We start from the raw sequence: 23181 nt of genomic DNA, 5'->3' as shown, positions 1-23181 counted from the left end.
GCTATTCACCTCTTTCTTCTTTTGCAATATTCCATTCAAAGCTTGTTTGTTCTTTTTCTATTGTGACAGAAATGCCATATCGCTTTTCTATTGCTGGTGCATTTTCAACTGCCAAATCTTTTATGTTCATTCGAATGCTCCAATCGTTTGTTCTTTCAACTACGTGGAGAAAGAGATCATACACACGAAATGCTTCTGCAGCCTCTGTTAAAACAGCTAAAAGTGTTTCACAAGTGAAGAGAAGTTCTTGCTCATCAATTGATTTTTCAGCAGTTTCCAGCAAATCTACATGGTATGTAAGTGCGAAAGAAGGATATTCATCCTGAAATTGTAAAACCCAAATCATAAATGTATCTGCATTCAACCGCATCAGTTTCCGTTCCTCTTCATAATACTGAAGCACTTCGTCTAATTGCTGTTTCGCTTTATCTGTTCTTTCCATACTCAAATAACCGGAAACAATTTGTAATCGGTTCATTAAATCATGCCGGTATTTTTGTAGTAAACGAACGGTTTCCTTTTCCTCCATGTCTTCACCTCATTAAAGTTGAGTATAGCAGAAAATGGCGGAAATCAAAAGTCGAAAACGGAAGAATACAACAACATACAAGAAATCAGGAGTTTGCATGCTTTCCATTGTTTGCTTGCTCCCTCTGCCCAACATATATGTTAGAGCCGGAATATGAAAGAAGGCCGCCGAGATATAATCTCGACAGCCTTCTGTGTTCTTATGGAACAAACCGTATGCAAGCATTATGCTTCTTTAGCTTCAGGGTAAACACTCACTTTTTTACGGTCTCTGCCAAAGCGTTCGAATTTTACTACACCATCGGTTTTAGCGAAAAGTGTATCATCTCCGCCACGGCCAACGTTTTCACCTGGATAAACTTTTGTACCGCGTTGACGGTAAAGGATAGAACCACCAGTTACAAACTGACCATCGGCACGTTTTGAACCAAGTCGTTTTGATTCTGAATCACGACCGTTTTTAGTGCTACCTGCACCTTTTTTTTGTGAGAAAAATTGTAAATCAAGACGTAACATGAAAATGCACCTCCTTATGAAAATTTCAGTTGAACATGCTCGCCATAACTCTCTTCAATGGTTTCTAAAGAAACAATCATTCCTTTAACCAGCCATTGCATCTTTTCAAGTTTATCAGAGCTTATATTCGGTGGGAGCTTCACAGCAAGATAACCACTGCCATCGGCTCCCTGATCAATATCGAGGTCTGTCTCACATAGCTTCATCATTGCATTCACAGCACCAAATGTTACAGCTGAAACACCTGCACAAACAAGATCATATCCATAAGGACCACTCTCTGCATGTCCAGTGACTTCAAATGCTGTAACGTGATTATCTGATTGAAAAACAGTTATTTGAATCATGATGATCAACAGAATCCTTATAAGTTGATTTTGTCGATAACAAGCTTCGTATAAGGTTGACGATGACCTTGTTTACGATGGTAGTTCTTTTTAGGCTTGAACTTCACAACATCAATTTTCTTTTGACGGCCATGTTTTTCAACCTTTGCTGTTACAGATGCACCATCAACGTATGGAGCACCAACTTTCACATCGTCTCCGCCAACGAATAGGACTTTTTCGAAAGTTACTGTGTCATCTACTCCGTTGTCCACTTTCTCAATGTAGACTTCTTGTCCTTCCGTTACTTTAACTTGTTTACCACCAGTTTCAATAATTGCGTACATATATATGCACCTCCTCATTAAACTCAGACTCGCCATTCAGGTACTGCATTTAACAGTTTTAAGACCTGTTCTGCGCGGTTGTAGCACGGGTGCTACTTAGAATAACAGATAAATCTTATCACTTTACAGGTTCCATTGTCAACCATTTTAAAAACCTTTTTGAACAAGTACATTTGTTTTTGTCTTACTATTTATTAAAAAATGAATGCTGTCCCATTTCTATATATCTGTCTTTCTGATATGTAATCATATAAATAGCTTGTTCAACATAGAATGAATTACACCACGCTGTAAAGGATTGTGAGATGTATGGATAAAAACATTAAAAAAATCCGTAAAACCATTGAAATGCGGCAAAAAGCAAAAGGGTTAAACCAGAAAAAACAATACCAGCAAGATAATTATTTGCAAAGTAATGTATTACCGGATACGGAAGAATCGCATGGATTTTATCATTCTGTGTCCGCCAGCCATACAAGTACAGCAATTCCTGAAAATAATTCTCGCATGACGAGCATTGCTGTGAAAGCTTTATTGTCTGTTTCCCTTTTTCTTGGGACAGCGTTCGTTACTGAAATTGATAAACCTTTCATGACCCAGCCCAAAGAATGGATAACTTCCACTTTAACAAACCAGTTTCCTTTTGCAAAAGTAAATGCATGGTATTCGGAAGCGTTTGGTACACCTTTGTCTTTCCGGCCTGACCCGGCAGCAGAAGAGGTTACTACAAATGGAGATTCCCTTCCTGTTAACGGGGCAATATCCGAATCCTTCCATGAAAATGGTCAAGGTATTTATATTGACGCAGAAGGAGAAGAAAATGTAGCAGCTGTCCAGGAAGGAATTGTTGTATTCGCTGGTAATGATCGTTCCACTGATAAAACAGTTAAAATTCAGCATGCGGATGGAACGACAACACAGTACGGCTTTTTAGATTCTATAGATGTCCATTTATATCAGCATATTTCTAATGGCCAAGTCCTTGGAACTCCAGGAACGGAAAATGACAGTACTTCTGTTTTTTTCTCCATTGAGCAGGAAAACCAATACATTGATCCTGAGCAGGTGATTCTTGTTGATCAACAGCCTTAAAACTGCATTGCAACTTATTCATGTACATCCTATTTTATGGATATTTATTGTCATTTCTTTTTTAACAGGATCATTTACTGAACTGGCGATTATTTTCAGTATTGTCCTTCTTCATGAATTAGGACATTATATTGCTGCTACTGCTTTTAAATGGAGAATTTCCGCTATTATTCTTTGGGCATTTGGCGGAGTTATGAAAACAGATGAACATGGCACACGTCCTGTACGTGAAGAAGCAATTGTTATACTGGCAGGTCCTTTTGTACAAGTTTTAATATATGGTTTGCTTTATGGCATATCTTCCTTTGGTATAATTCCGGAATATTATTATGCATTGATTTTCTACTATAATACCATTATTCTACTGTTTAACCTGCTGCCCATTTGGCCGTTGGATGGCGGAAAACTCATTTTTCTGGTTTTAACTACTTTCTTAACCTTTAAAAAAGCTTTTTACGCAACGATTATTGCCTCATTGGCAATTTGCGCCGTCATTATTTTGACCCAGATTCTATTCTTTCCATTTACGCTGAGCAGTTTTCTTATCTGGCTTTTTTTAATACATGAAAATCGGAAAGAGTGGAAATATCGGTTTTATGTTTTTATCCGCTTTCTTTTAAAGAGATACGAAGGCGGTCATTTTGTACGAGCTATTAAACCAATCTATGCATCATCTCAAGATAGCTTTTTAGACGTGTTAGCCCGGTTTCATCGTGAAAAAAAACATACCATTTATATCGAATACCCGGACAAAGAACGGGTTTCTGTGGAGGATAATGAATGTTTAGCATTTTACTTTAATGAAAGACCTTATCGAAAAACGATTGGAGAATCTTTTACTGGATATTAACTAAAAAACATCCGGTAAATCATCAAATAATCTACCGGATGTTTTTTATTCACCAATATCAAACATATAGACTATGGTGAACAGCTGCTATTATATTTTAAAGAATGCTTTTACCTTTTGCATAAAACTTTTTTCTTCTTCGAGCGGCTGCAGCGGAACGGTTTCGCCTAAGATTCTTCTTGCTATATTTCGATAGCTGATCGATGCTTTAAAATTCGGATGCAACGCAATCGGCTCCCCTTTATTAGAAGCTTTAATCATTTCTTCATCATCCGCTACTATTCCGATTAAATCAATCGCCAGCAGCTGAACAATATCGTCCACATCAAGCATATCACCGTTTTTCATCATATGATTGCGAATTCTGTTAATAACCAATCTTGGCGGTTCTATCATATCTTCTTTTTCAATCAGTCCGATAATCCGATCCGCATCCCGCACACTTGAATTTTCAGGTGTTGTTACAACTATTGCTCTGTCAGCGCCGGCAATGGCGTTTTGAAAACCTTGTTCAATCCCGGCTGGACAATCAATAATGATATAATCATATTCTTGTTTTAATTCTGTCATAATTTCCTTCATACCATCAGAGGTTACGGATGTCTTATCACTTGTTTGCGCAGCTGGAAGCAAGGAAAGATAATCAAAACGTTTATCTTTGATTAAAGCTTGCTGCAGTTTGCAACGTCCTTGAATGACATCAACAATATCATAAATGATCCGATTTTCGAGTCCCATTATGACGTCGAGGTTACGAAGGCCGATATCTGTATCAATTAAACAAACTTTTTTGTCCATTAGAGCCAGAGCTGTACCAATATTTGCAGATGTGGTTGTTTTACCAACGCCGCCTTTCCCCGATGTGATGACAATCGCTTCACCCATTATTCATTCTCCTCTCAAATGCGCTAATCACCTTTCTCTGTTTTGAAAGAATTTTGATTGAATCAATCACAATCTTGTCCTGATTCGGATCAATGATTCCGCATTCCATGTATACTCCATCAGCTTCATAATCAGGTGCCCGACTGATATATCCGGCAATTCGAAGCTGTGCCGGTTTCATATAAGAAGCAGCTATAAAAGCCTCCTGGTCTCCCTCTGTTCCGGCATGTGCAATCCCCAGTAAATTGCCCATAATATAGATGTTCCCCCGGGCTCTTACGCTGCCCCCGGGATTCACATCACCAATCAGAAGTAAATCGCCTTCTGTTTCCAATACTTGTCCAGATCTGACAATCTGGTTAACTACTTTTAACTTACTCTGATCCAGCCATGTTTTGGCATCTTTAATTGGGATAACTTCGGACTCCATGGCTTCTATTTGAAAACGGTTCTTTTCTTCAATAATTTCTTTTAATTGATGGCGCTGTTCATCCGTTAAATAACGGTGCCCTAATTTTACTTTGACGGAAACGATAGGTTCTTCTTTTTTAGGACTGCTGGCCTCCAGCTTTTTGATTAAATCTTGTACAATCTCTTCAAAAGAAGCATTTTCATCTATAAATAAAATCAAACCATCTCTTGTACCTTTAATCGTGATGGTCGGTTTGGTTTCTTGCACGATCTATTCACCTCTTTTTTCAGCAGTCAGCTCCAATCAAGGATGCTGACTGAGCAGAGTCTGCTGCCCTTTCATAAATATACGTCTGAATAGAAGCATTTCAAACGGTCAGCTTATGTTAATTCTCTGCCCCACTTTCGCATTGGTTTTATTATTATCGGATAGATCACTACTAAGAATAAAAGATTCATAAGGATAGTAGGCACCAACCGGTTTAATAAATAGACTTCTACCGGCATATCTGCTAGTCCAATAACAGTGTACATGGTATAAATACTAATATCAGCTAAAGCAATTCCAAAAGCTGAGAGGATTAACAACACATAAAAATTTCCTTGCAGCATTTTCTTTAAACCGCGGACAATATATATAACCAGCGCATAAGAAAACATATAGGCCCCTAAAACACCTGTATACACGATATCAAAAAGCAATCCAAAAATCAGGGCATATAACACAGCATAATAGGTATCGTTACGGTCATAGAAAATCGCAATATAAATAAGTATCACAAACAGCCAGTGCGGCACAATCATATAGGACCCCATTAACAACTGAGGGGGCAACAGTTCTAAGGCCACTCCACTCAATACCATCACAACGAATAAAATGACAGGGAATATCACACGTCTAGTCAAGACTCGTCATTCCCTTCTTCTTCCACTTCCTCTTCGGGCTGGTCAATAGAACGGTTGACAACAATCACATTTCGGATGTCAAATAAATCTGCTGCCGGTTCAACCATTGCGATTCTGGTTAAACCATATTGGTCAGCAACCACTTCACTCACTTCGCCGATGGTAATGCCTGCTGGAAATTCTCCGCCAAGTTCGGAAGAATAAACGGTATCTCCTTCTTCGATTTCCGAATCTGATTCCTCAATAATGCGGAATAACAACCGCTCTGTTTCTTCATCAAATCCTTCAATCATTCCAAAAATGTCGCTGTCATCTTCTCTTAATACCGTTGCAGAAACACGGTTAAATTCATCAAATCCTGTCAATAATTGCACCGTAGACGTTCCTTCTGATGTACGCAAGACTTTTCCAATCATTCCTTCTGCTGTGCGGACAACCATATTTTCCTCGATTCCGTCGTTTTCACCGCGATTAATGGTTACTTGATCCACCCATTGTTCTGGTGAACGGGCAATAACCGTTGCATAGATTGGATCATAATCCCTGGATGTTTCTGTCATATCAATCATGGAACGTAATTCTTCGTTCTCCTCTTCCAGCCGCTGCAAATCATATGCTACCCCTTTTTGCTGCGATAACTGTTCTCTTAATACTTGGTTCTCTTCATAGGTTGTTTTAAAATCACTGATATTAGAAGCAATATCGGTAACAAACGTTACGGGAGCCTGTGCAACATTCTGAACCCAGCCTACTGCATCACTGACAATCTTTTCTGCAAAGTTTAAATGCCCCCGGTTATTCAGGGAATACCCTATTAATACAACGAGTACAATGAATCCTACAAGGATTATAAATAATTTCTTACTTCGAAAAAAATTCATACAAACACCTACTTAATAATTTAACACGCGTGAAGACACACTTGGAGCTGAACGGAATTGATCAATATAATCAAGTGATTTTCCGGTACCAATGGCGACACTTTCTAAAGGTTCATCTGTAACAAAAACCGGAATTTTTGTTTCATTACTTATCACTTTATCCAGATTTTCCAAAAGCGCTCCGCCTCCCGATAAGACAATTCCACGGTCCATAATATCAGCGGATAATTCCGGCGGCGTGTTTTCTAACGTTGTTTTGACTGCATTGACAATGGCATCGACATTATCATCTAAAGCTCCAGAAATTTCTTCAGATGTAACTGTAATGGTTTTTGGCAGTCCCGTCAACAAATCACGTCCTCTTATATCCCTTTCTTCTCCAACAATGCCTTGTTTCGCTGCTGCTATATCCATTTTAATCGATTCGGCGGATCTTTCTCCAATCATTAGGTTATAATTTTTTCGTATGTAAGAGATAATGGCTTCATCCAGATCATCTCCTGCAGTTCGAATCGAATTACTTGTTACAATGCCTCCCAATGAAATAACCGCTATTTCCGTGGTTCCTCCACCAATATCAACAATCATGCTTCCAGTCGGCTCCCAAACAGGCAATCCTGCTCCAATTGCCGCAGCAAAAGGTTCTGCGATTGGATAGGCTTCTTTTGCGCCCGCCTGCTTTGTTGCATCAATCACTGCCCGTTCCTCCACCATGGTAATACCGGATGGGACACAAATCATGACATTTGGTTTCTTCGCAAAGAGCGAACGGCTTTTCATCGCTTTTTTCATATAATAATTCATCATGACAGAAGTTGTATCGTAATCTGCAATAACTCCATCTTTCATCGGACGGACAACGGAAATATTCCCTGGCGTACGCCCAATCATCATTCTTGCATCACTTCCAACAGCCTCGACGGCACCTGTCTCCAAATTCTTAGCAACAACAGAAGGTTCCCGGACAATAACACCTTTTCCTTTTACATAGACTAATGTATTTGCTGTCCCTAAATCAATCCCCAAATCCTGCGAAAAATTAAACATCCCCATCTTTTTCATCCTCTCTCATTCTCGTTTCAATCATTTTCATTTAAGCTTTTCATATATAAACACGCATTATGGAGCGAATAGCTTGATTATACAATGTTAAGAAGCGCCACTTCTGTATTAATAAGAAAAATGGCGCTGAAAATTAATACCATATACAATTATACGAAAAAATACTAAAAATAGATAGTATTTATAAGTACCCTTTTTGTTTTAATGAAACAAAACATTCATTTCCAATAACCAAGTGATCAATGACTTCAATTCCAATTATTTTTCCGGATTCAACAAGCCGTTTGGTAACAAGGATATCTTCCTGTGATGGGGTCGGATCTCCAGAGGGGTGATTATGACACACTAATATCGTAGCAGCCGATCGTTTGACCGCTTCACGAAACAGTTCTCGAGGATGTACAATACTGGCATTGAGCGAACCGATAAAGAGGGTTTGGCGATGAATAATTTGATTTTTGGTATTTAAAAAAAGAGCTACAAAATGCTCCTGCGCTAAATTGCGCATCTCTTCCATAACATAATTTGCTCCATCTTCCGGAGAACGGATAATATAGGCATCTACCGCTTTATAACTGCTGATTCTTTTCCCAAGTTCAATTGCTGCCAATATATTTAAACTTTTTGCAATGCCTATTCCTTTTATCGCAGTTAATTCTTCCACGGTAGCATCTCTTAATAATTTGATTCCTTCAAAATGCATTAGAATACGGTCCGCCAGCAGTTGAACCGGGTCATCTTTCGAGCCGCTTCCTATTAAAATAGAAAGTATTTCCTGATTACTCAACTTGTCTGCCCCATATTTCAGCAATCGTTCTCTCGGTCTGTCTTCCGTCGGTAAATCCCGGATAAAAATTGGTTTTCCCATGGTATCCCGCCTTTCGTTTATTTATATCATATCGATACCAAGCATTTTTTACCACTTCATAATTAAGCATTTCTATACCGATTTAACCTGTTAAAATGGCTTTTTCCTGCAATAAAATTCCTGATTTGCAATCGTTTTTTCCTTATAAAAATAAATTTTATGTAAATTTCTATTATCTCAACATAAGACCCCTCTTGGAAAGCTTACATTCCAAGAGGGGTATGATTCACGCTATAATTCTTCATATGCTTTCATCCAGCTCAACAATTGATAAAAAGATGGTTCGCCCTGCATTTCTGTTAAATGGGATACCAATCCGTCTATTGCCTCCCCAGATTCCGGAGCCTTATCCACCAAAGCAGCGATTGTTTCATCTGCAATTGGCTGATGGAGATCTGTTTGATGAAGCTGCTCATCAAAAAATGCTTGAAATGCGGTAATCCAATCCCTTTCTGCTTCGGTCATTTCTATTTCTTTTGGCTGTGTGTTCCATTCCTTCACATAAAGTTCTGCCTGATTATCAGAAAGGGATGCAGCAAGCGATTCTGCTGTATCTTCTGATGGAGTGACCCCTGCCATCAGAAAAAACTCCCCGTCTCTTTCAAAAAAGGCAGTCGGTATATTTAAATCTGTCAAGCCAGCGATTAATGACTCCGCATTTTCCTCTTCAGAAAAAACACCAGCCTGCAGGATATACGATTCTAATGGATCAAGCGAGGCCGTAACGGTATCGGGACTTGCTTCCTCTTGTTCTGCTTGTGTGACGGCTGGTGTTGTTTGCGATGGATTCTCGGTGCTTGTTGGTGTGTCTACTTGTCCAAACATCCGAATAAGAAAAAACCCCATGATTGTACCGACAAGGATAGCACTTCCTGCGCTGATTAAAATGGGCTTCCATAAATGATTTCTTTTTCGATTTCCTTTAACCGGACTGTTAACAGGCGCCAGCGATTTGTATTCGACTTCTGTCTGTTCTTTTTCCTCAGCTGCCGCTGATTCCCTTTCTGCATCATCTTCTTTGGAGGATGTATGGACTTTATATGTCCAATTGCCTTTCGTATCTTTGATTATTTGCGGTTTCTGTTTTGCCATCCATCCGGCCCTCCAATGCTAGTTTTGTTTTACTCTAGCACAGCTCATGTAAAAAGTAAGGCGAATCATGGCACTTCCGTTGATAATCGTTCTACAATTTTCTCATCGTTACACCCTTCAATATCTATTTAGAATCTTTCATCGACTTGACAAACGCACGGACCAAACTCGTAAAGTGAAAGGACCCGGTGATTAAAACCGGTGCCATGGATGTTTTTATTTGTTCTTCTAACCATGCTTGCCAGTCCTCGACCTGTTCCCCTTTGTCTTGTAACGGATAGTCTGTTAAAGAAGCGGCCCGGGGATGGTCAAAAGTGGTTATATATAAATTCGGAAACACATCTGTCAGCGATGTCTGCATTGCTTGGACATCTTTATCTTTAAAAGCAGCAAACAGTACTTGTACTTTTCTTCTTGGATAAATCGCCCTCACTGTTTTAATAAAAGCTTTTATTCCCGCCTCATTATGCGCAGCATCCACTAAAATAAAGGGACTATCATGTATTTTTTCCATTCTGCCTGGTATGGTTATTTTCTGGATTGCCTCAATCCCAATACGCATATCCAAATGACCAAAACTGTTTTTTAACACTTTTATAGCTTGTATAGCTATGGAAGCATTTTGGTGTTGATGCAAACCAATACTTCGTAGTTTTACACGATAACTGGAAGCGATATTTTTCCATTCAAATTCATCAATTTGTAAATCATTCACCACAAAATCCATCCCAAACCGATATAAAACAGCTCGCTTTTTATTTGCTTCATGAATAATCGGAGTCAGCCCTTCTCCTTCTACACCGGTTATAATTGGGGTCTTTGACTTAATAATGCCAGCTTTATGTGAAGCAATTTCTTTTATCGTATCCCCCAAAAAAGCAGTATGATCTTTGGAAACTGTCGTAATAATGGATAAAATGGGATGAATCACATTTGTCGTATCCTCTCTTCCGCCCATACCAGCTTCTATAATAGCTATATCTACGTTTCGGGAAAAATATAAAAATGCCAATGCTGTAATAATTTCAAAATGACTTGGCGCCTTGCCTTCTTTATCCATTCGTTCAATCACCGGTTCCATTTCATAGAATAGCTCCGAAAAGACACGCTCTGAAATGGGCTCCCCGTTATGAAGAATAAAGCCGGTCAACCCATGCAGCGTCGGTGATGTAAAGGTTCCTACCCGATAACGGTTTGCTCTTAATGCAGCTTGCAGAAAGGTTGCCGTGGATCCCTTTCCGTTCGTGCCAGCAATATGAATAGATGTAAATGTTTTCTCTGGATGATTAAAAGCACCCAACAGGGACTCTATTCGATCTAATCCCGGCTGCACACCAAGCTGCTGACGTTTTTCAAAAAAATCATGGATGTTTGTATTCATCTCTCTTTCCTCCTTCACCTATTCGTCGTATACTGAGTATCATAGTATGATTGTCCGTAATCTCCTCTTACATACAAAAGAATCATTTTATGGAAATGAGAAAACCAATGTTATAAGGTTAGTACGACCGCTACGGAAAAACACTACGCTAGATAGTTTTATTGCTATCTATATTGAAATTAACAAAATTCATTAACCTGACAACATTGATGGGAAGCGGACACTTCATCTCCTGGTTGATTTCATCGGATTTATCGTGTCCGTTAAATCCCGTTTTACTGTATAGAGAAAGGATGTTCTAATTTGAATTATACAGGTTGGATTATTATTAATGGAAGTATCGCAACAGATAAATTTCTGGACTATGCCAATATGATTGCAGAAGCTGCAGAAAAACAACATATCCAAACCGTCTGTTTAAAAAATGATGCGGTTTTAACTTTATTATGCCCGAAAAATGGCATGGTGTCATCTATCGCAAATAATGATAAGCTTCCTGATTTTGCTTTTTTTATAGACAAAGATATTTATATAGCAAGACAATTGGAACAGCTCGGGGTTCGTGTATTTAATTCTTCACGTGCGATTGAAATCAGTGATGATAAAATTTACACATATCAAACGCTCAGTCAACAGCAGATTCCTATTCCTGAAACAATCATCGCTCCGAAAAAGTATTATGGAGGAGACCTGCCTTCCGCTTATATCCGGAAAGTAACAGAAACCCTCGGCTTCCCTCTGATTGTTAAAGAAGCTTTCGGCTCCTTTGGGGAGCAGGTACATTTCATTCCTGATCACGAGCAATTAACAAATATTATTCCAATGATGGAACAACGTCCATTTGTATTCCAGCGTTATATAAAAGAGAGCAAAGGACGGGACATCCGCGTGCAAGTAGTCGGTGATAAGGCCGTAACTGCTGTCGAGCGGCAAAATAACAAAGATTTCCGGGCGAATGTAACAAACGGAGGCAAAATGCTGCCATTTGCCCTTGATGACAAGACAGAAAAGTTGGCTGTTGAGGCAGCAAAAGCAATTGGAGCTGACTTTGCCGGTGTGGATTTATTATTTGGTCCAAATAAAGAACTGCTGGTTTGTGAAATAAATGCCAATGCACATATCCGCAATCTATATGAATGTACCGGAGTCAACGCTGCTGATGACATGATAACCTATATTAAAAAGGAGCTTTCCCGATGAAAGGATGGCTGATCTACACAACATCGGATTCGATCCGAAATAAAAGTTATATTGACTGGTTTATCGATGAAGCTCAAAAACAGTCTATCGATCTTGTTTTATTACGCAGAGAAGATATTTCTATTGGTATTCATCATAATAAGCAGGTTATCTATGCAAATGGAAGGGCAATAACTGCTGACTTCGCTGTCGTGCGGACGATCGATCCGCTCTTGAATAAACAGTTGGAGCAAATGGGAATAGCCGTATTTAATAAGCCTGCTATTTCAGAAACATTTAACCATAAAGCCTATGGCTACCTTGCTGTCCAGCAGCTGGGCATTCCTGTACCGGAAACGTATTACTTCCCGGGAAATTTGACGCCTTCCACCCCGCCGCTGGATTTTCCTTTTGTTGCTAAAACAGCTGCAGGAAAAGGGGGAAGTCAGGTAATCATGCTTCATCATCTAAAAGAATGGGAAGCATACTGTCAACGTACAACAGAAGCCTTTGTCGTACAATCTCCGAAAAATATTCAGCCTGGCAAGGATTTACGGGTCTTCGTCATTGGTAAAGACATCATCGCAGCAGTTTTACGTGAAAACACAAATGATTTTCGGGCTAATTACTCCCTGGGAGGCAAGGCTTCTTTATACACGTTAAGTCAAACTGAAAAAAGAACGGTTCAAAAGATGATAGATGCTTATGATTTCGGACTGGTCGGGATTGATTTCATGTTCTCTCATGATGGAGAATTCATTTTTAATGAAGTTGAAGATGCAGTCGGCTCTCGTACGTTGAGTATGCTTAGTACGATCAATCTTTTGGAAAAATATGTTCATTTTATCAAAAAAAATTTGCGTTAAAACCTAAAAAATAGCTATGCGAACATTTCCGCATAGCTATTTTTAAATTACTGTTTCAACTCTTGTAAACGGGCTTTTACTTTCGCCTGTTTATCCAGATAGTCTGCTTCTTTTTGTTTTTCTTCTTCTACTAATGCTTCTGGTGCTTTGCTGATAAACCCTTGGTTCGAAAGTTTCTTCTGTACTCTTTCCACTTCCTTATCCCATTTGCTGAGTTCATTTTCTAAGCGTGCGATTTCTTTATCAAAATCAATCAAACCTTCTAATGGAAGGAAGATTTCCGCTCCAGTGACAACAGAAGTCATTGCTTTGTCCGGCGCTACCATACCTGTGTCAATCTGCAAGGAACTCGGGTTACAGAAACGCTCTAGATATTCCCGATTTTTCTCTAATTCCTGCACAAGTGCTTCATTTTCAGCGGAAATAAGCATCTCAATCTGCTTAGACATTGGCGTATCCACTTCTGCACGGCTGTTACGTACGGATTTGATAATGGCAACTAAGCGCTGCATTTCCGATACTGCTTTTTTATCATCAAATGCCGGATTTACTTTTGGCCATTCACTGACTGTAATAGAAGCTCCTTCATGCGGAAGCTGTTGCCAAATTTCCTCCGTGATAAACGGCATAAATGGATGCAGCATGCGCATTGTCTGATCTAAAACATGTGCTAAGACAGAACGTGTTGTCTTTTTCTTTGTTTCGTCTTCGCCATATAATGTCAGTTTTGCCATTTCAATATACCAATCACAGAATTCATCCCAAATAAAGTTATAGAGATGTCTTCCTGCTTCCCCAAATTCATACTTATCTGCATTTCTTGTTACGTGATCAATCGTCTCATTTAAACGAGATAAAATCCATCTGTCAGCAACCGTTAAATCTCCTGTTAAATCAATATTTTCATACGTAAAACCTTCCATATTCATCAGAGAAAAACGGGACGCATTCCATACTTTATTGGCAAAATTCCAAGTAGATTCGATTCTTTCCCAGTGGAAACGCAAATCCTGACCAGGTGTCGATCCCGTCATTAAGAAATATCGCAGAGAATCGGCACCATATTTATCAATGACATCCATCGGATCTACACCATTCCCCAGGGATTTACTCATTTTTCTTCCTTCTGCGTCACGGATTAAACCATGCAGCAACGTATCCTCAAATGGACGTTCATCCATAAATTCTTTGGATTGGAAAATCATCCGGGATACCCAGAAGAAAATAATATCATAGCCTGTTACTAACACATTCGTAGGGAAATAACGTTTCAGGTCAGCAGATTCTTCATTGGGCCAGCCCATGGTAGAAAACGGCCATAAAGCGGATGAGAACCAAGTGTCCAATACATCTTCATCCTGCTCCCAATTTTCCATATCAGCAGGGGCTTCTTTACCTACATAGATTTCTCCTGTTTCTTTATGATACCAGGCCGGAATCCGGTGGCCCCACCATAGTTGTCTGGAAATACACCAGTCACGGATATTATCCATCCAGTTAAAATAGGTTTTTTCAAACCGCTCCGGCACAAAGTTTACTTTTTCCTCCGGCGAATCCTGCATTTTTAAAGCTGATTCTGCCAGCGGTCCCATGTTGACAAACCATTGTGTAGATAAGTAAGGTTCAACAACTGCTCCGCTTCTTTCGGAATGGCCAACCTGATGCGGACGTTCTTCGATTTCAAATAGAACGTCTAAGTCCTGCAAGTCCTTCACGATTTGATTCCGGCATTCAAAACGGTCTAATCCCTGGTACTTGCCGGCATTTTCATTCATCGTACCGTCTTCATGCATGATCAGCACACGCTCTAAATCATGGCGGTTGCCGATTTCAAAGTCATTCGGGTCATGGGCAGGCGTTATTTTAACTGCTCCGGATCCAAGTTCCATATCGACATATTCATCGGCGACGATTTCCATTTCTCTGCCTATAATCGGAAGGATGACCGTTTTACCGATTAAATGCTGATAGCGCTCATCTTTGGGGTGTACGGCAACTGCTGTATCCCCGAGCATGGTTTCCGGACGGGTTGTTGCAATCTCAATCGTTTCATCACTGTCTTTGATAGGATAACGCATATGATAAAACTTACCAGGAATTTCTTCATAAATTACCTCAATATCAGACAACGCTGTTTGCGTCGAAGGATCCCAGTTAATAATATATTCGTCGCGATAAATCAAATCTTTTTCGTAGAGACGGACAAATACTTCCCGAACCGCATCGGATAAACCATCGTCTAACGTAAACCGTTCACGGGAATAATCCAAACCGAGTCCAAGCTTTTCCCACTGTGAACGGATAAAGTCGGCATACTCCTCTTTCCACTCCCATGCTGTTTCCAGAAACTTTTCGCGTCCGAGTTCATAACGGCTGGTTCCTTTTTCTTTTAACCTTGCTTCTACTTTTGCCTGTGTCGCAATTCCTGCATGGTCCATTCCAGGTAACCACAGCACATCATAACCCTGCATACGCTTCATACGCGTTATCGTATCCTGCATCGTTGTATCCCATGCATGCCCTAAATGCAGACGCCCTGTTACGTTTGGCGGCGGAATGACAATCGAATAAGGCTCTTTCTCAGGGTCATCTTTCGCCTCAAAAAAATGACCATCTAACCAAAACTGATATCTTCCTGCTTCCACTTCTTGCGGGTTGTATTTAGGAGGAAGCTGATTTTGTTCGTCTGACATGTTAAAAACCTCCTTGGTTCATATAACAAAACTTTCCCGGAAAACGTAAAAAAAACCTTTTCATCCTTATAATAAAGGACGAAAAGGTATATTTCCGTGGTACCACCTTTGTTTGCTTATAAATAAAAGCTGTTATAGCTTGAAGTAAGCACACTCAAGGTCATGGATATCGGCTGACAACCGGAACCTCCTACTGCTTTTTTCAGAGATTCTACATCCGAGACGACTTCAAGAACAACCTTCCCGGGAAATTTTCACCGCATGATTTCCCTCTCTTAAGAGCGTTTATTCTTTACTACTTCTCTTCAACGTATCCGTATGTTTTCCTAGTAATATTTATTTTATCTGTTCCTCTAAAGAACGTCAACTACATTCTCCTGTATTTACTGATAAATGGATGTTTGTCCAGTCTACATAAAAAAGTGTATCTATATTATTGACACACTTTTCGAGCATTTATACATAACATAATATATCCATTCCAAAAGTTTAACTTCATTTAATAAACAGGAGGAGAAAAAATATGTCCCGTTTTTATCGTTACCGCCTTCCACCATGGGCTAGAAAATGTATTTTTGTCGCAGAAACGGTTGTAACGCCAATTATGATTTTTCAGCTTATCCGGACCCTTCTCATACCAACAACATTTGATATTTTAATACTTGCTATATTAATTGGTCTGGTTATTGCTTTTTATCTGCAGTGGATTTAGTCTGGCTGTTCCTCTTTAGACTCATATGTTTCCTGAATAAAATCGACCCAATTCATTGCAAACTCTAAACGGCGGAACTGCTGCTGCAACTCCTTTACCTGTGTTACCATTGATTTCTTTGTACGGCGATCCGTATAATTTTTGAGTACACTTAAATAGGATGAGGGGTTTAATAAATAAACAGAAATAAGCTGCATTTCCTTTACAGTCAGATGATTTGTTTTTTGGTAAACCGTAAATGCTTGCTGTATCGTTTTCTCCGGCTGGTTATAAGCACCTGTCAACGTCCGGAAATAATGTGATAAATCACGAGCCGGATGCTCCAAGCTTCCTGCTTCCCAGTTAATTAAATAACCGCCCTTGGAATGCGTATCATCGACCCGCTGATGGCATAAACTTGCAGACCATAAAATCTCCGTTTCTTCCCCGCCGTAAATTTGTTCCAGCTTTTCCTGCAATAAACTGACAGCATGACAAACCCCTTTATAATGCGTGCAATATAAAAGCTCAAACGGAGACATATATTTTCTGCTTTCATAATCTGTGACACGCACATGAAACTGATCTAAGGACTGTTCACAAAAGTTAGAAAAACCTTGAAAAGATGCTTTCATTTGATCTGATTTCATACGGCTGGTCTGCCTTGTTTTTTTGTGAATGTGTGCCAGTGTCTGCAATGTTCGTTCGATATGATACGTAGAATCCGTCATTTCTGGCGAATCAATCCAGGGTGTTAAATAATAATAAAAATTCTCTTCCTTATGAAAAAAAGTATTATCCCGGGTTAAATAGACGGGTAAAATCTCCGTCACGTTTTTTTCACGGGCAATGTGGTAGATATGCTGCCAATCTTCTATGGTTTGTTCTGTTAAAAAACTCCGCTTCAATGCATATTCCTGCATCCCATCAAATACTTTTACAACACGTTCTGTCTGTTTCTCTATACTGACTGGATAGATATGATATGCTTCCAGAACTTTCTTCCATATATTCATCACATTCACCTCCCGCTGGCGTCATTTTTCCTGAAATTTTATAAAGTAAGGCTATGTAAAACTTCCGCACAAATAATTTTATCCATTATTTGTGCAGAATCTGTATCGATTATTTTACGGAATATAAAGCAGCTGTCCTTCGTTGACTTCATAATCAGCATCTAACTGGTTATGTTTGATTAATTGCAGCGGACTGACAGCAAAACGCTCGGCTATCGTATCAATGGTATCGTTCTCCTGAACAATACATAATCGCATACTGGTATAATGATTCTCTTCTGCTTCCCTGAAAATTTCCGATAAGATAGAAGCACTTTCTGTTCGTTCCTCTTCCTGTTCCTTCGTTTCAACGTCCGTGATTTCCTGTTCCCGGGGTGTATCCGAATAGACAGTATCTTCTATATAATCAATGAGTTCCGACTCGTCTGTCCCGCTCCAGCCTGCTTCTTCTTCTATTTCTTCCACGTCATCTATCAATTCTGATTCTCCAGCCTCATTCACGTCCAAAATTTTTTCTTCCGGATATTCAGCCTCTTCTTCTGTCTCTTCCTCCGTAAACGTTGGTTCTGAAAGAGATTGAAAATATTCAGAAAGAGGTTGTGATTTTATTTTCCATCGATCCGGATCATCATCTTGTACTTCAGATACCGGCTCCTCTTCCGATGTTATTTGCTCCGCTGATGTCAGCTCTTCATCGGTTGTTTCCTGCTCTGTTGACGTGGTTTGTTCATGACGCGTTAACATTTCCTCCGGATGTTCTATTTCAAATGAAAATGTTTCTCCCACTTGTTCCTGATCCGCCTCTGTTGTCTCTGAATCCACTTCTTCCGGACGGTATGCTTCATCTTCCAAAATACCTTGAATCGCAACCTCGGCAGTTATTTTTAAACTATCCAGATCGGATAAATGATAATCAAAGGACTCAATTTGTACAGTGACATCCTCTATATTTTTTACTCGATGAGGGGGGACGGATATATCTACTGGAAATTTATGAGTAAATACATATAGCCCATTCACCTCTCGAATACTTTCTACATAACGTTTGGCTTGAATCTGGTCAAAGTCAAAAATTTCTTCTTCCTCACCTCCTGAATGTACCTTTTGATATTCTCCTTGAAGCTCAATATTACCGCGAATAGAGATATAGTTATCTAATGATTCGATAGTAATTTCCGGTTCAATGGAAATGCCCCTGATTTCTTCTACTTCCTGTCCTTTTTCGAAAAAAAGCGATTCTTCCAGTTCAAAAATAAACGAATTAGAATCTGCGGACAAATGTATTCCTCCTCTCGCAAACAGTCCAGATGCGAATCATTCGTTATCATTTATATGATGGAAAGGCAGAGAATATGCTAAGAAGAAAAGGGGGCTTCACCACCATCTATGGTTGATAATTGACATTTTAAGAATAGCGGCTGCTACGGAAAAACACTACACTGCATGGATGTTTTTGACCATATGTAATCACTTCTTGCAATCATTGTTTTTGATGTTGACCCAAAAAAAGAAACCCAAACAACGCCGTTTGGATTTCTTTTTCCTAAATGAACTTATCATTATTTTTTAATCTTAGAAAATGCAGTATGCACCGCTTCAATTGTTTTTTTAATGTCTTCATCTGAATGGGCAATAGATAAGAATAAACCTTCAAATTGAGACGGCGGCAGGAATATGCCTTCTTCAATCATAGCGCGATAATATTGCGCAAAATAGTCTAAATTAGAAGACTGTGCTGTCTCAAAATCCACAACTTCCTGATCTGTGAAAAATACACCGACCATCGAACCGGCACGATTAATATGAAGCGGAATATCATATTTGTCAGCCGCCTCGCGGAATCCTTCTGTAAGCATGTCTACTTTTTTATTAATTTCTTCATAAGACGCTTCCGTTAATGCAGCTAAGGATTCATACCCTGCTGTCATGGCTAACGGATTACCAGATAACGTACCAGCCTGATAAATCGGACCAGTCGGGGCAATCTGTTCAATGATTTCCCGTTTTCCGCCGTAAGCACCAACAGGAAGACCGCCGCCAATGACTTTACCCAGACAGGTTAAATCTGGTGTTACGTCAAAATGTCCCTGCGCACTGTAATAACCCACGCGGAAACCAGACATCACCTCATCAAAGATAAGTAAAGAGCCATATTGTTCTGTTATATCGCGTACATTTTGTAAGAACCCTTCTTTTGGAGGTACAACGCCCATATTGCCGCATACAGGTTCCATAATAACAGCTGCGATTTGGTCACCGTACTGTTCAAAAGCAAGCTTCAGACTTTCTGCATCGTTATAAGGAACGGTAATGGTATTTTTTGCGATATTTGCCGGAACGCCGGGACTGTCCGGAAGACCGAGTGTTGCTACTCCGGAACCAGCTTTAATCAGCAGGGAATCCCCATGACCATGATAGCTTCCTTCGAATTTAACAATCAAATCTCTATTGGTATAACCACGCGCCAGACGAATCGCACTCATCGTTGCTTCTGTACCAGAGTTCACCATCCGTACCATTTCAATCGATGGCACACGGTCGATCACCATTTTTGCCAACTGGTTTTCCATCAGGGTTCCCGTCCCCAAACTTGTCCCTTTCTCTACAACTTCCTTTAGGCTTTCTGTCACACGCTCATCGGCATGTCCTAAAATTAACGGTCCCCAGCTTAATACATAATCAATATACGTATTACCGTCAATATCGGTAATTTTAGAACCTTTTCCTTTATCCATAAAAATCGGATCAAGCCCCACTGATTTAAATGCACGTACCGGAGAGTTTACTCCGCCAGGCATTAAATCAACCGCTTCTTTGTATGCATCTACTGATCTTGTGTTTACCATGCTCTTCCTCCCTTATTTATCTTCTTGCAACCATTTTGCCACATCTTTTGCAAAATAGGTAATAATTAAGTCTGCGCCTGCACGTTTCATCGATAACAGAGTTTCTGTTACCAATTGTTTCTCATCAATCCAGCCATTTAATGCAGCTGCTTTGATCATGGAATATTCTCCGCTCACGTTATATGCAACAACAGGAACGTCAAAATTATCTCTGACCTCGCGCATAATATCCATATAAGACAGCGTAGGTTTTACAATTAAGAAATCAGCGCCTTCTTTAATATCCGATTTCGCTTCACGCATTGCCTCCAAACGATTAGCAGGATTCATTTGGTATGTTTTCCGGTCACCAAATTGTGGTGCGCCGTCTGCCGCATCACGGAAAGGACCATAATAAGCAGATGCGTATTTCACTGCATAGGACATAATCGGAATATAATGAAAACCAGCTTCATCTAAAGCATGGCGGATAACTGTTACGAAACCATCCATCATGTTGGAAGGCGCAATAATATCTGCCCCCGCTTTTGCTTGGGAAACAGCTGTTTTTGCTAACAGTTCCAAAGAAGCATCATTGGCTACGTCTCCATTTTCAATAACGCCGCAATGTCCGTGTGACGTGTATTCGCATAAACAGGTATCAGCCACAATGAGCATGTCCGGATAAGCTTCCTTCACGATTCGGGTTGCTTCTTGAATAATACCGTGATCATGAAAAGCCTCTGAGCCGATTTCATCTTTTTCTGTAACCACTCCGAATAAAATCAAGGAACGAATTCCTACTTGGTAAGCTTCTTCCACTTCTTCTAATAAATGATCAAAAGAAACCTGGTAAACGCCAGGCATGGAAGGGACTTCATTGCGGATATCTTCCCCTTCAATCACAAAAATCGGATAAATAAAATCCGTTGCCCGTAAATGGGTTTCCTGGACGAGTGCCCGCATAGAAGCGGATGAACGCAAACGTCGATGTCTATCAAAAGTAAATTCACTCATTATGCATCTTCCTTTCATTTACTAACTTGCCAATTAAACACAACATCGCATCGGTTGTATACGGAGAAGAAGTATACAGATTAGGGATACCTTCCTCCTCTGCTTTTTCTTCTGTTGTCTGACCAATGCAAATATACGTTGCTTTGTCAGGGATATATGCTGCTAATGCAGCAAATGCTTCCACGGTAGATGGACTTGTAAATGTGATATAATCCACAGATGGAAGGACCTGATTAAGCGCCTGTGTTGATTTTCTAGCATACATTGTCTCATATACTTCCAATGTTTCAAAAGGAATCTGTGCTTCCCGAAATTTTTCCGGCAACGTCTTTCGGGATAAATTTCCTCGGATAAGAAGGACGGGTTTTTTCCTTTTATCGTAAAATGACATAAATCCTTCTGCCATCGTCATCGCATCAAAAGTTTCCGGAACAAAAGAAGCGCTATAACCGTATGCATTTAATACGTTCTCCGTTTTTTTTCCGACAACCCCAATTTTTAATGTTTGCGGGAGTGCCATATGCTGCTGACGAAGAAGCTGAAAAAAACCGTGCACACCATTAGCACTTGTTAGAAGCACCCAGCTGAAATCGGCAAGGCGCTCCAGAATCGAATGATTCTCAAGTTGCTTTTTCAATTTTATTTCAATCATTGGGACAACAATGGGGTTCCCCCCTAGTTTCGTGACTTTTTCTGCCATTGCATCGGCTTTTGTCACTTCTCTTGTTATCAAAATGCGCTCCCCGTGAAGCGGCTTTCCCATGATTATTCCATCTCCTCTTTCACGCGATCCACAATTTCTTTTGCACCCTGCTTGATTAATATATCGGCAGCTTCCCGGCCCACCTGAACCGGATCTGTACCCCGGACAACTTCTTTCAAAATGGTTTTTCCATCAGGTGTACCGACTAAGGCTACTAAGATAACTTCTTCCCCATTCAAATAAGCATAACCGCCAATCGGCACTTGGCAGCCTCCTTCTAACAGATGCAGAAAAGTACGCTCAGCAGCAACGGTTTTTGCCGTATAATCATGGTGAATCTTTTGGACAAGTTCCGTTAATTCCGAATCATCCGCACGACTTTCAATTGCCAGCGCCCCTTGTCCGACAGCAGGTACACAAATTTCAGGATCCAAGTATTCGGTAATCAGTTCCTCACTCAAGCCGACACGTTTCAAACCGGACACAGCTAAAATAATTGCATCGTAATCTTCATCATTTAATTTACGAATACGTGTTTCTACGTTTCCCCGAATCCACTTAATTTCTAAATCCGGTCTGGCTGCCAGAATTTGAGCTCCACGGCGTAAACTGCTTGTTCCCACAATAGCGCCTGCTTTTAAGTCCGCTAATTTCACATGATCTTTTGCAATATAAGCATCACGGTGGTCTTCTCTATCAGGAATAGAGGAAATATCCAACCCTTCCGGAAGTGCAGAAGGCATATCCTTCATACTATGCACCGCAAAATCAATTTCTTTGTCAAATATTGCTTTTTCAATTTCTTTCACAAAAAGACCTTTTCCACCAACCTTTGATAAGGTTACATCAAGAATCTGATCTCCCTTTGTAACAATTTGCTTGATCTCAAATTCATTTTGAACACCAGCTTTTTTCAACTGATTAATAACCCATTTCGTTTGTGTCATAGCTAAGTTACTTTTTCTGGAACCAACAATTATTTTTCGCATGATGTCTTTTCCTCCTCGACTTTCCCAGGTTTCTTCTACAATAAAAAGCAACCAGAA

Annotated in this window: 24 protein-coding genes and 2 other annotated features; of the genes, 5 read left to right on the top strand and 19 right to left on the bottom strand. The window is 39.9% G+C overall.

The window, feature by feature from the left end; genetic code table 11:
• Nucleotide 1 precedes the first annotated feature (1 nt).
• The 4 genes from B7E05_RS11015 to rplU form a co-directional block, all read right to left on the bottom strand.
• Nucleotides 2-529: a Spo0B domain-containing protein gene (locus B7E05_RS11015; protein WP_080874242.1), complete on the bottom strand. Its 528-nt coding sequence runs from the start codon at nt 527-529 to the stop codon at nt 2-4.
• Between the two features lie 224 nt (nt 530-753).
• Nucleotides 754-1044, bottom strand: coding sequence for a 50S ribosomal protein L27 (gene rpmA, locus B7E05_RS11010; protein WP_080874241.1), 291 nt, complete (start codon nt 1042-1044; stop codon nt 754-756).
• A gap of 14 nt (nt 1045-1058) precedes the next feature.
• Nucleotides 1059-1391, bottom strand: coding sequence for a ribosomal-processing cysteine protease Prp (locus B7E05_RS11005; protein ID WP_080874240.1), 333 nt, complete (start codon nt 1389-1391; stop codon nt 1059-1061).
• Between the two features lie 17 nt (nt 1392-1408).
• Nucleotides 1409-1717: a 50S ribosomal protein L21 gene (gene rplU, locus B7E05_RS11000; protein ID WP_080874239.1), complete on the bottom strand. Its 309-nt coding sequence runs from the start codon at nt 1715-1717 to the stop codon at nt 1409-1411.
• Nucleotides 1718-1732: 15 nt separating this feature from the next.
• Nucleotides 1733-1807 (bottom strand) — a sequence feature (ribosomal protein L21 leader region).
• 219 nt (nt 1808-2026) lie between these two features.
• Between rplU and B7E05_RS10995 the strand changes: the two genes are divergently transcribed.
• Both B7E05_RS10995 and B7E05_RS10990 read left to right on the top strand, forming a co-directional pair.
• Nucleotides 2027-2809, top strand: coding sequence for a M23 family metallopeptidase (locus tag B7E05_RS10995; protein WP_080874238.1), 783 nt, complete (start codon nt 2027-2029; stop codon nt 2807-2809).
• Nucleotides 2790-3659, top strand: coding sequence for a M50 family metallopeptidase (locus tag B7E05_RS10990; RefSeq protein WP_245833073.1), 870 nt, complete (start codon nt 2790-2792; stop codon nt 3657-3659). Before B7E05_RS10995 ends, B7E05_RS10990 begins: the two co-directional genes overlap by 20 nt.
• Before the next feature lie 90 nt (nt 3660-3749).
• Here B7E05_RS10990 and minD read toward each other — a convergent pair whose 3' ends face one another.
• The 8 genes from minD to B7E05_RS10950 form a co-directional block, all read right to left on the bottom strand.
• Nucleotides 3750-4544 carry a septum site-determining protein MinD gene (minD, locus tag B7E05_RS10985; RefSeq protein ID WP_080874237.1) on the bottom strand — a complete coding sequence of 265 codons (795 nt, stop codon included), beginning with the start codon at nt 4542-4544 and terminating at the stop codon, nt 3750-3752.
• Nucleotides 4537-5223, bottom strand: a complete 687-nt coding sequence (minC, locus tag B7E05_RS10980) for a septum site-determining protein MinC (RefSeq protein WP_080874236.1) — start codon at nt 5221-5223, stop codon at nt 4537-4539. The genes minD and minC overlap by 8 nt, the downstream gene beginning before the upstream one ends.
• Nucleotides 5224-5336: 113 nt before the next feature.
• Nucleotides 5337-5861, bottom strand: coding sequence for a rod shape-determining protein MreD (mreD, locus tag B7E05_RS10975; protein ID WP_080874235.1), 525 nt, complete (start codon nt 5859-5861; stop codon nt 5337-5339).
• Nucleotides 5858-6742, bottom strand: coding sequence for a rod shape-determining protein MreC (gene mreC / locus B7E05_RS10970; protein ID WP_080874234.1), 885 nt, complete (start codon nt 6740-6742; stop codon nt 5858-5860). The genes mreD and mreC overlap by 4 nt, the downstream gene beginning before the upstream one ends.
• A gap of 12 nt (nt 6743-6754) precedes the next feature.
• Nucleotides 6755-7795 (bottom strand): rod shape-determining protein, encoded by a 1041-nt coding sequence (locus tag B7E05_RS10965; RefSeq protein WP_080874233.1) that lies wholly within the window; start codon nt 7793-7795, stop codon nt 6755-6757.
• 190 nt (nt 7796-7985) lie between these two features.
• Nucleotides 7986-8672, bottom strand: a complete 687-nt coding sequence (radC, locus tag B7E05_RS10960) for a RadC family protein (protein WP_080874232.1) — start codon at nt 8670-8672, stop codon at nt 7986-7988.
• 231 nt (nt 8673-8903) lie between these two features.
• Nucleotides 8904-9764 carry an SPOR domain-containing protein gene (locus tag B7E05_RS10955; RefSeq protein ID WP_080874231.1) on the bottom strand — a complete coding sequence of 287 codons (861 nt, stop codon included), beginning with the start codon at nt 9762-9764 and terminating at the stop codon, nt 8904-8906.
• A gap of 124 nt (nt 9765-9888) precedes the next feature.
• Complete coding sequence (locus tag B7E05_RS10950; protein WP_080874230.1) at nt 9889-11145, bottom strand: bifunctional folylpolyglutamate synthase/dihydrofolate synthase; 1257 nt, start codon at nt 11143-11145, stop codon at nt 9889-9891.
• A 303-nt stretch (nt 11146-11448) separates the two neighbouring features.
• On the opposite strand from B7E05_RS10950, the gene B7E05_RS10945 reads away from it, so the two are divergent.
• Nucleotides 11449-12345, top strand: coding sequence for an ATP-grasp domain-containing protein (locus B7E05_RS10945; RefSeq protein ID WP_143833219.1), 897 nt, complete (start codon nt 11449-11451; stop codon nt 12343-12345).
• Nucleotides 12342-13190 carry an ATP-grasp domain-containing protein gene (locus B7E05_RS10940; protein ID WP_080874229.1) on the top strand — a complete coding sequence of 283 codons (849 nt, stop codon included), beginning with the start codon at nt 12342-12344 and terminating at the stop codon, nt 13188-13190. The genes B7E05_RS10945 and B7E05_RS10940 overlap by 4 nt, the downstream gene beginning before the upstream one ends.
• Before the next feature lie 47 nt (nt 13191-13237).
• Here the strand turns inward: B7E05_RS10940 and B7E05_RS10935 are convergent, their stop codons facing one another.
• Nucleotides 13238-15883, bottom strand: coding sequence for a valine--tRNA ligase (locus B7E05_RS10935; RefSeq protein WP_080874228.1), 2646 nt, complete (start codon nt 15881-15883; stop codon nt 13238-13240).
• 71 nt (nt 15884-15954) lie between these two features.
• Nucleotides 15955-16201, bottom strand: a binding site (T-box leader).
• Between the two features lie 205 nt (nt 16202-16406).
• Here B7E05_RS10935 and B7E05_RS10930 point away from each other — a divergent pair.
• Nucleotides 16407-16595 (top strand): hypothetical protein, encoded by a 189-nt coding sequence (locus B7E05_RS10930; RefSeq protein WP_080874227.1) that lies wholly within the window; start codon nt 16407-16409, stop codon nt 16593-16595.
• Here B7E05_RS10930 and ysxE read toward each other — a convergent pair.
• From ysxE to hemC, 6 genes are all read right to left on the bottom strand, one after another.
• Nucleotides 16592-17590 (bottom strand): spore coat protein YsxE, encoded by a 999-nt coding sequence (ysxE, locus tag B7E05_RS10925; RefSeq protein ID WP_080874226.1) that lies wholly within the window; start codon nt 17588-17590, stop codon nt 16592-16594. The two genes, B7E05_RS10930 and ysxE, sit on opposite strands and share 4 nt — an antisense overlap.
• A 114-nt stretch (nt 17591-17704) precedes the next feature.
• Nucleotides 17705-18868, bottom strand: a complete 1164-nt coding sequence (gene spoVID, locus B7E05_RS10920; RefSeq protein WP_080874225.1) for a stage VI sporulation protein D — start codon at nt 18866-18868, stop codon at nt 17705-17707.
• A gap of 281 nt (nt 18869-19149) precedes the next feature.
• Nucleotides 19150-20436, bottom strand: coding sequence for a glutamate-1-semialdehyde 2,1-aminomutase (gene hemL / locus B7E05_RS10910; protein ID WP_080874223.1), 1287 nt, complete (start codon nt 20434-20436; stop codon nt 19150-19152).
• 12 nt (nt 20437-20448) lie between these two features.
• On the bottom strand, nt 20449-21432 hold the full coding sequence (gene hemB, locus B7E05_RS10905; protein WP_080874222.1) for a porphobilinogen synthase: 984 nt from the start codon (nt 21430-21432) through the stop codon (nt 20449-20451).
• Nucleotides 21425-22195 (bottom strand): uroporphyrinogen-III synthase, encoded by a 771-nt coding sequence (locus B7E05_RS10900; RefSeq protein ID WP_080874221.1) that lies wholly within the window; start codon nt 22193-22195, stop codon nt 21425-21427. The genes hemB and B7E05_RS10900 overlap by 8 nt, the downstream gene beginning before the upstream one ends.
• Before the next feature lie 2 nt (nt 22196-22197).
• A complete protein-coding gene (gene hemC / locus B7E05_RS10895; protein ID WP_080874220.1) occupies nt 22198-23124 on the bottom strand; it encodes a hydroxymethylbilane synthase in 927 nt (308 codons plus the stop codon).
• Nucleotides 23125-23181 lie beyond the last annotated feature (57 nt).

The sequence above is a fragment of the Oceanobacillus timonensis genome (assembly GCF_900166635.1).
GTDB classification, from domain to species: domain Bacteria; phylum Bacillota; class Bacilli; order Bacillales; family Amphibacillaceae; genus Oceanobacillus; species Oceanobacillus timonensis.
This window is presented reverse-complemented; position numbering and strand designations above follow the sequence as displayed.

What these genes read in the sequence shown, in the direction of transcription:
- B7E05_RS11015 (WP_080874242.1), bottom strand. Translation starts at nt 529, where the DNA reads ATGGAGGAAAAGGAAACCGTTCGTTTACTACAAAAATACCGGCATGAT.
- rpmA (WP_080874241.1), bottom strand. Translation starts at nt 1,044, where the DNA reads ATGTTACGTCTTGATTTACAATTTTTCTCACAAAAAAAAGGTGCAGGT.
- B7E05_RS11005 (WP_080874240.1), bottom strand. Translation starts at nt 1,391, where the DNA reads ATGATTCAAATAACTGTTTTTCAATCAGATAATCACGTTACAGCATTT.
- rplU (WP_080874239.1), bottom strand. Translation starts at nt 1,717, where the DNA reads ATGTACGCAATTATTGAAACTGGTGGTAAACAAGTTAAAGTAACGGAA.
- B7E05_RS10995 (WP_080874238.1), top strand. Translation starts at nt 2,027, where the DNA reads ATGGATAAAAACATTAAAAAAATCCGTAAAACCATTGAAATGCGGCAA.
- minD (WP_080874237.1), bottom strand. Translation starts at nt 4,544, where the DNA reads ATGGGTGAAGCGATTGTCATCACATCGGGGAAAGGCGGCGTTGGTAAA.
- mreC (WP_080874234.1), bottom strand. Translation starts at nt 6,742, where the DNA reads ATGAATTTTTTTCGAAGTAAGAAATTATTTATAATCCTTGTAGGATTC.
- B7E05_RS10965 (WP_080874233.1), bottom strand. Translation starts at nt 7,795, where the DNA reads ATGGGGATGTTTAATTTTTCGCAGGATTTGGGGATTGATTTAGGGACA.
- radC (WP_080874232.1), bottom strand. Translation starts at nt 8,672, where the DNA reads ATGGGAAAACCAATTTTTATCCGGGATTTACCGACGGAAGACAGACCG.
- B7E05_RS10955 (WP_080874231.1), bottom strand. Translation starts at nt 9,764, where the DNA reads ATGGCAAAACAGAAACCGCAAATAATCAAAGATACGAAAGGCAATTGG.
- B7E05_RS10950 (WP_080874230.1), bottom strand. Translation starts at nt 11,145, where the DNA reads ATGAATACAAACATCCATGATTTTTTTGAAAAACGTCAGCAGCTTGGT.
- B7E05_RS10940 (WP_080874229.1), top strand. Translation starts at nt 12,342, where the DNA reads ATGAAAGGATGGCTGATCTACACAACATCGGATTCGATCCGAAATAAA.
- B7E05_RS10935 (WP_080874228.1), bottom strand. Translation starts at nt 15,883, where the DNA reads ATGTCAGACGAACAAAATCAGCTTCCTCCTAAATACAACCCGCAAGAA.
- B7E05_RS10930 (WP_080874227.1), top strand. Translation starts at nt 16,407, where the DNA reads ATGTCCCGTTTTTATCGTTACCGCCTTCCACCATGGGCTAGAAAATGT.
- ysxE (WP_080874226.1), bottom strand. Translation starts at nt 17,590, where the DNA reads ATGAATATATGGAAGAAAGTTCTGGAAGCATATCATATCTATCCAGTC.
- hemL (WP_080874223.1), bottom strand. Translation starts at nt 20,436, where the DNA reads ATGGTAAACACAAGATCAGTAGATGCATACAAAGAAGCGGTTGATTTA.
- hemB (WP_080874222.1), bottom strand. Translation starts at nt 21,432, where the DNA reads ATGAGTGAATTTACTTTTGATAGACATCGACGTTTGCGTTCATCCGCT.
- B7E05_RS10900 (WP_080874221.1), bottom strand. Translation starts at nt 22,195, where the DNA reads ATGGGAAAGCCGCTTCACGGGGAGCGCATTTTGATAACAAGAGAAGTG.
- hemC (WP_080874220.1), bottom strand. Translation starts at nt 23,124, where the DNA reads ATGCGAAAAATAATTGTTGGTTCCAGAAAAAGTAACTTAGCTATGACA.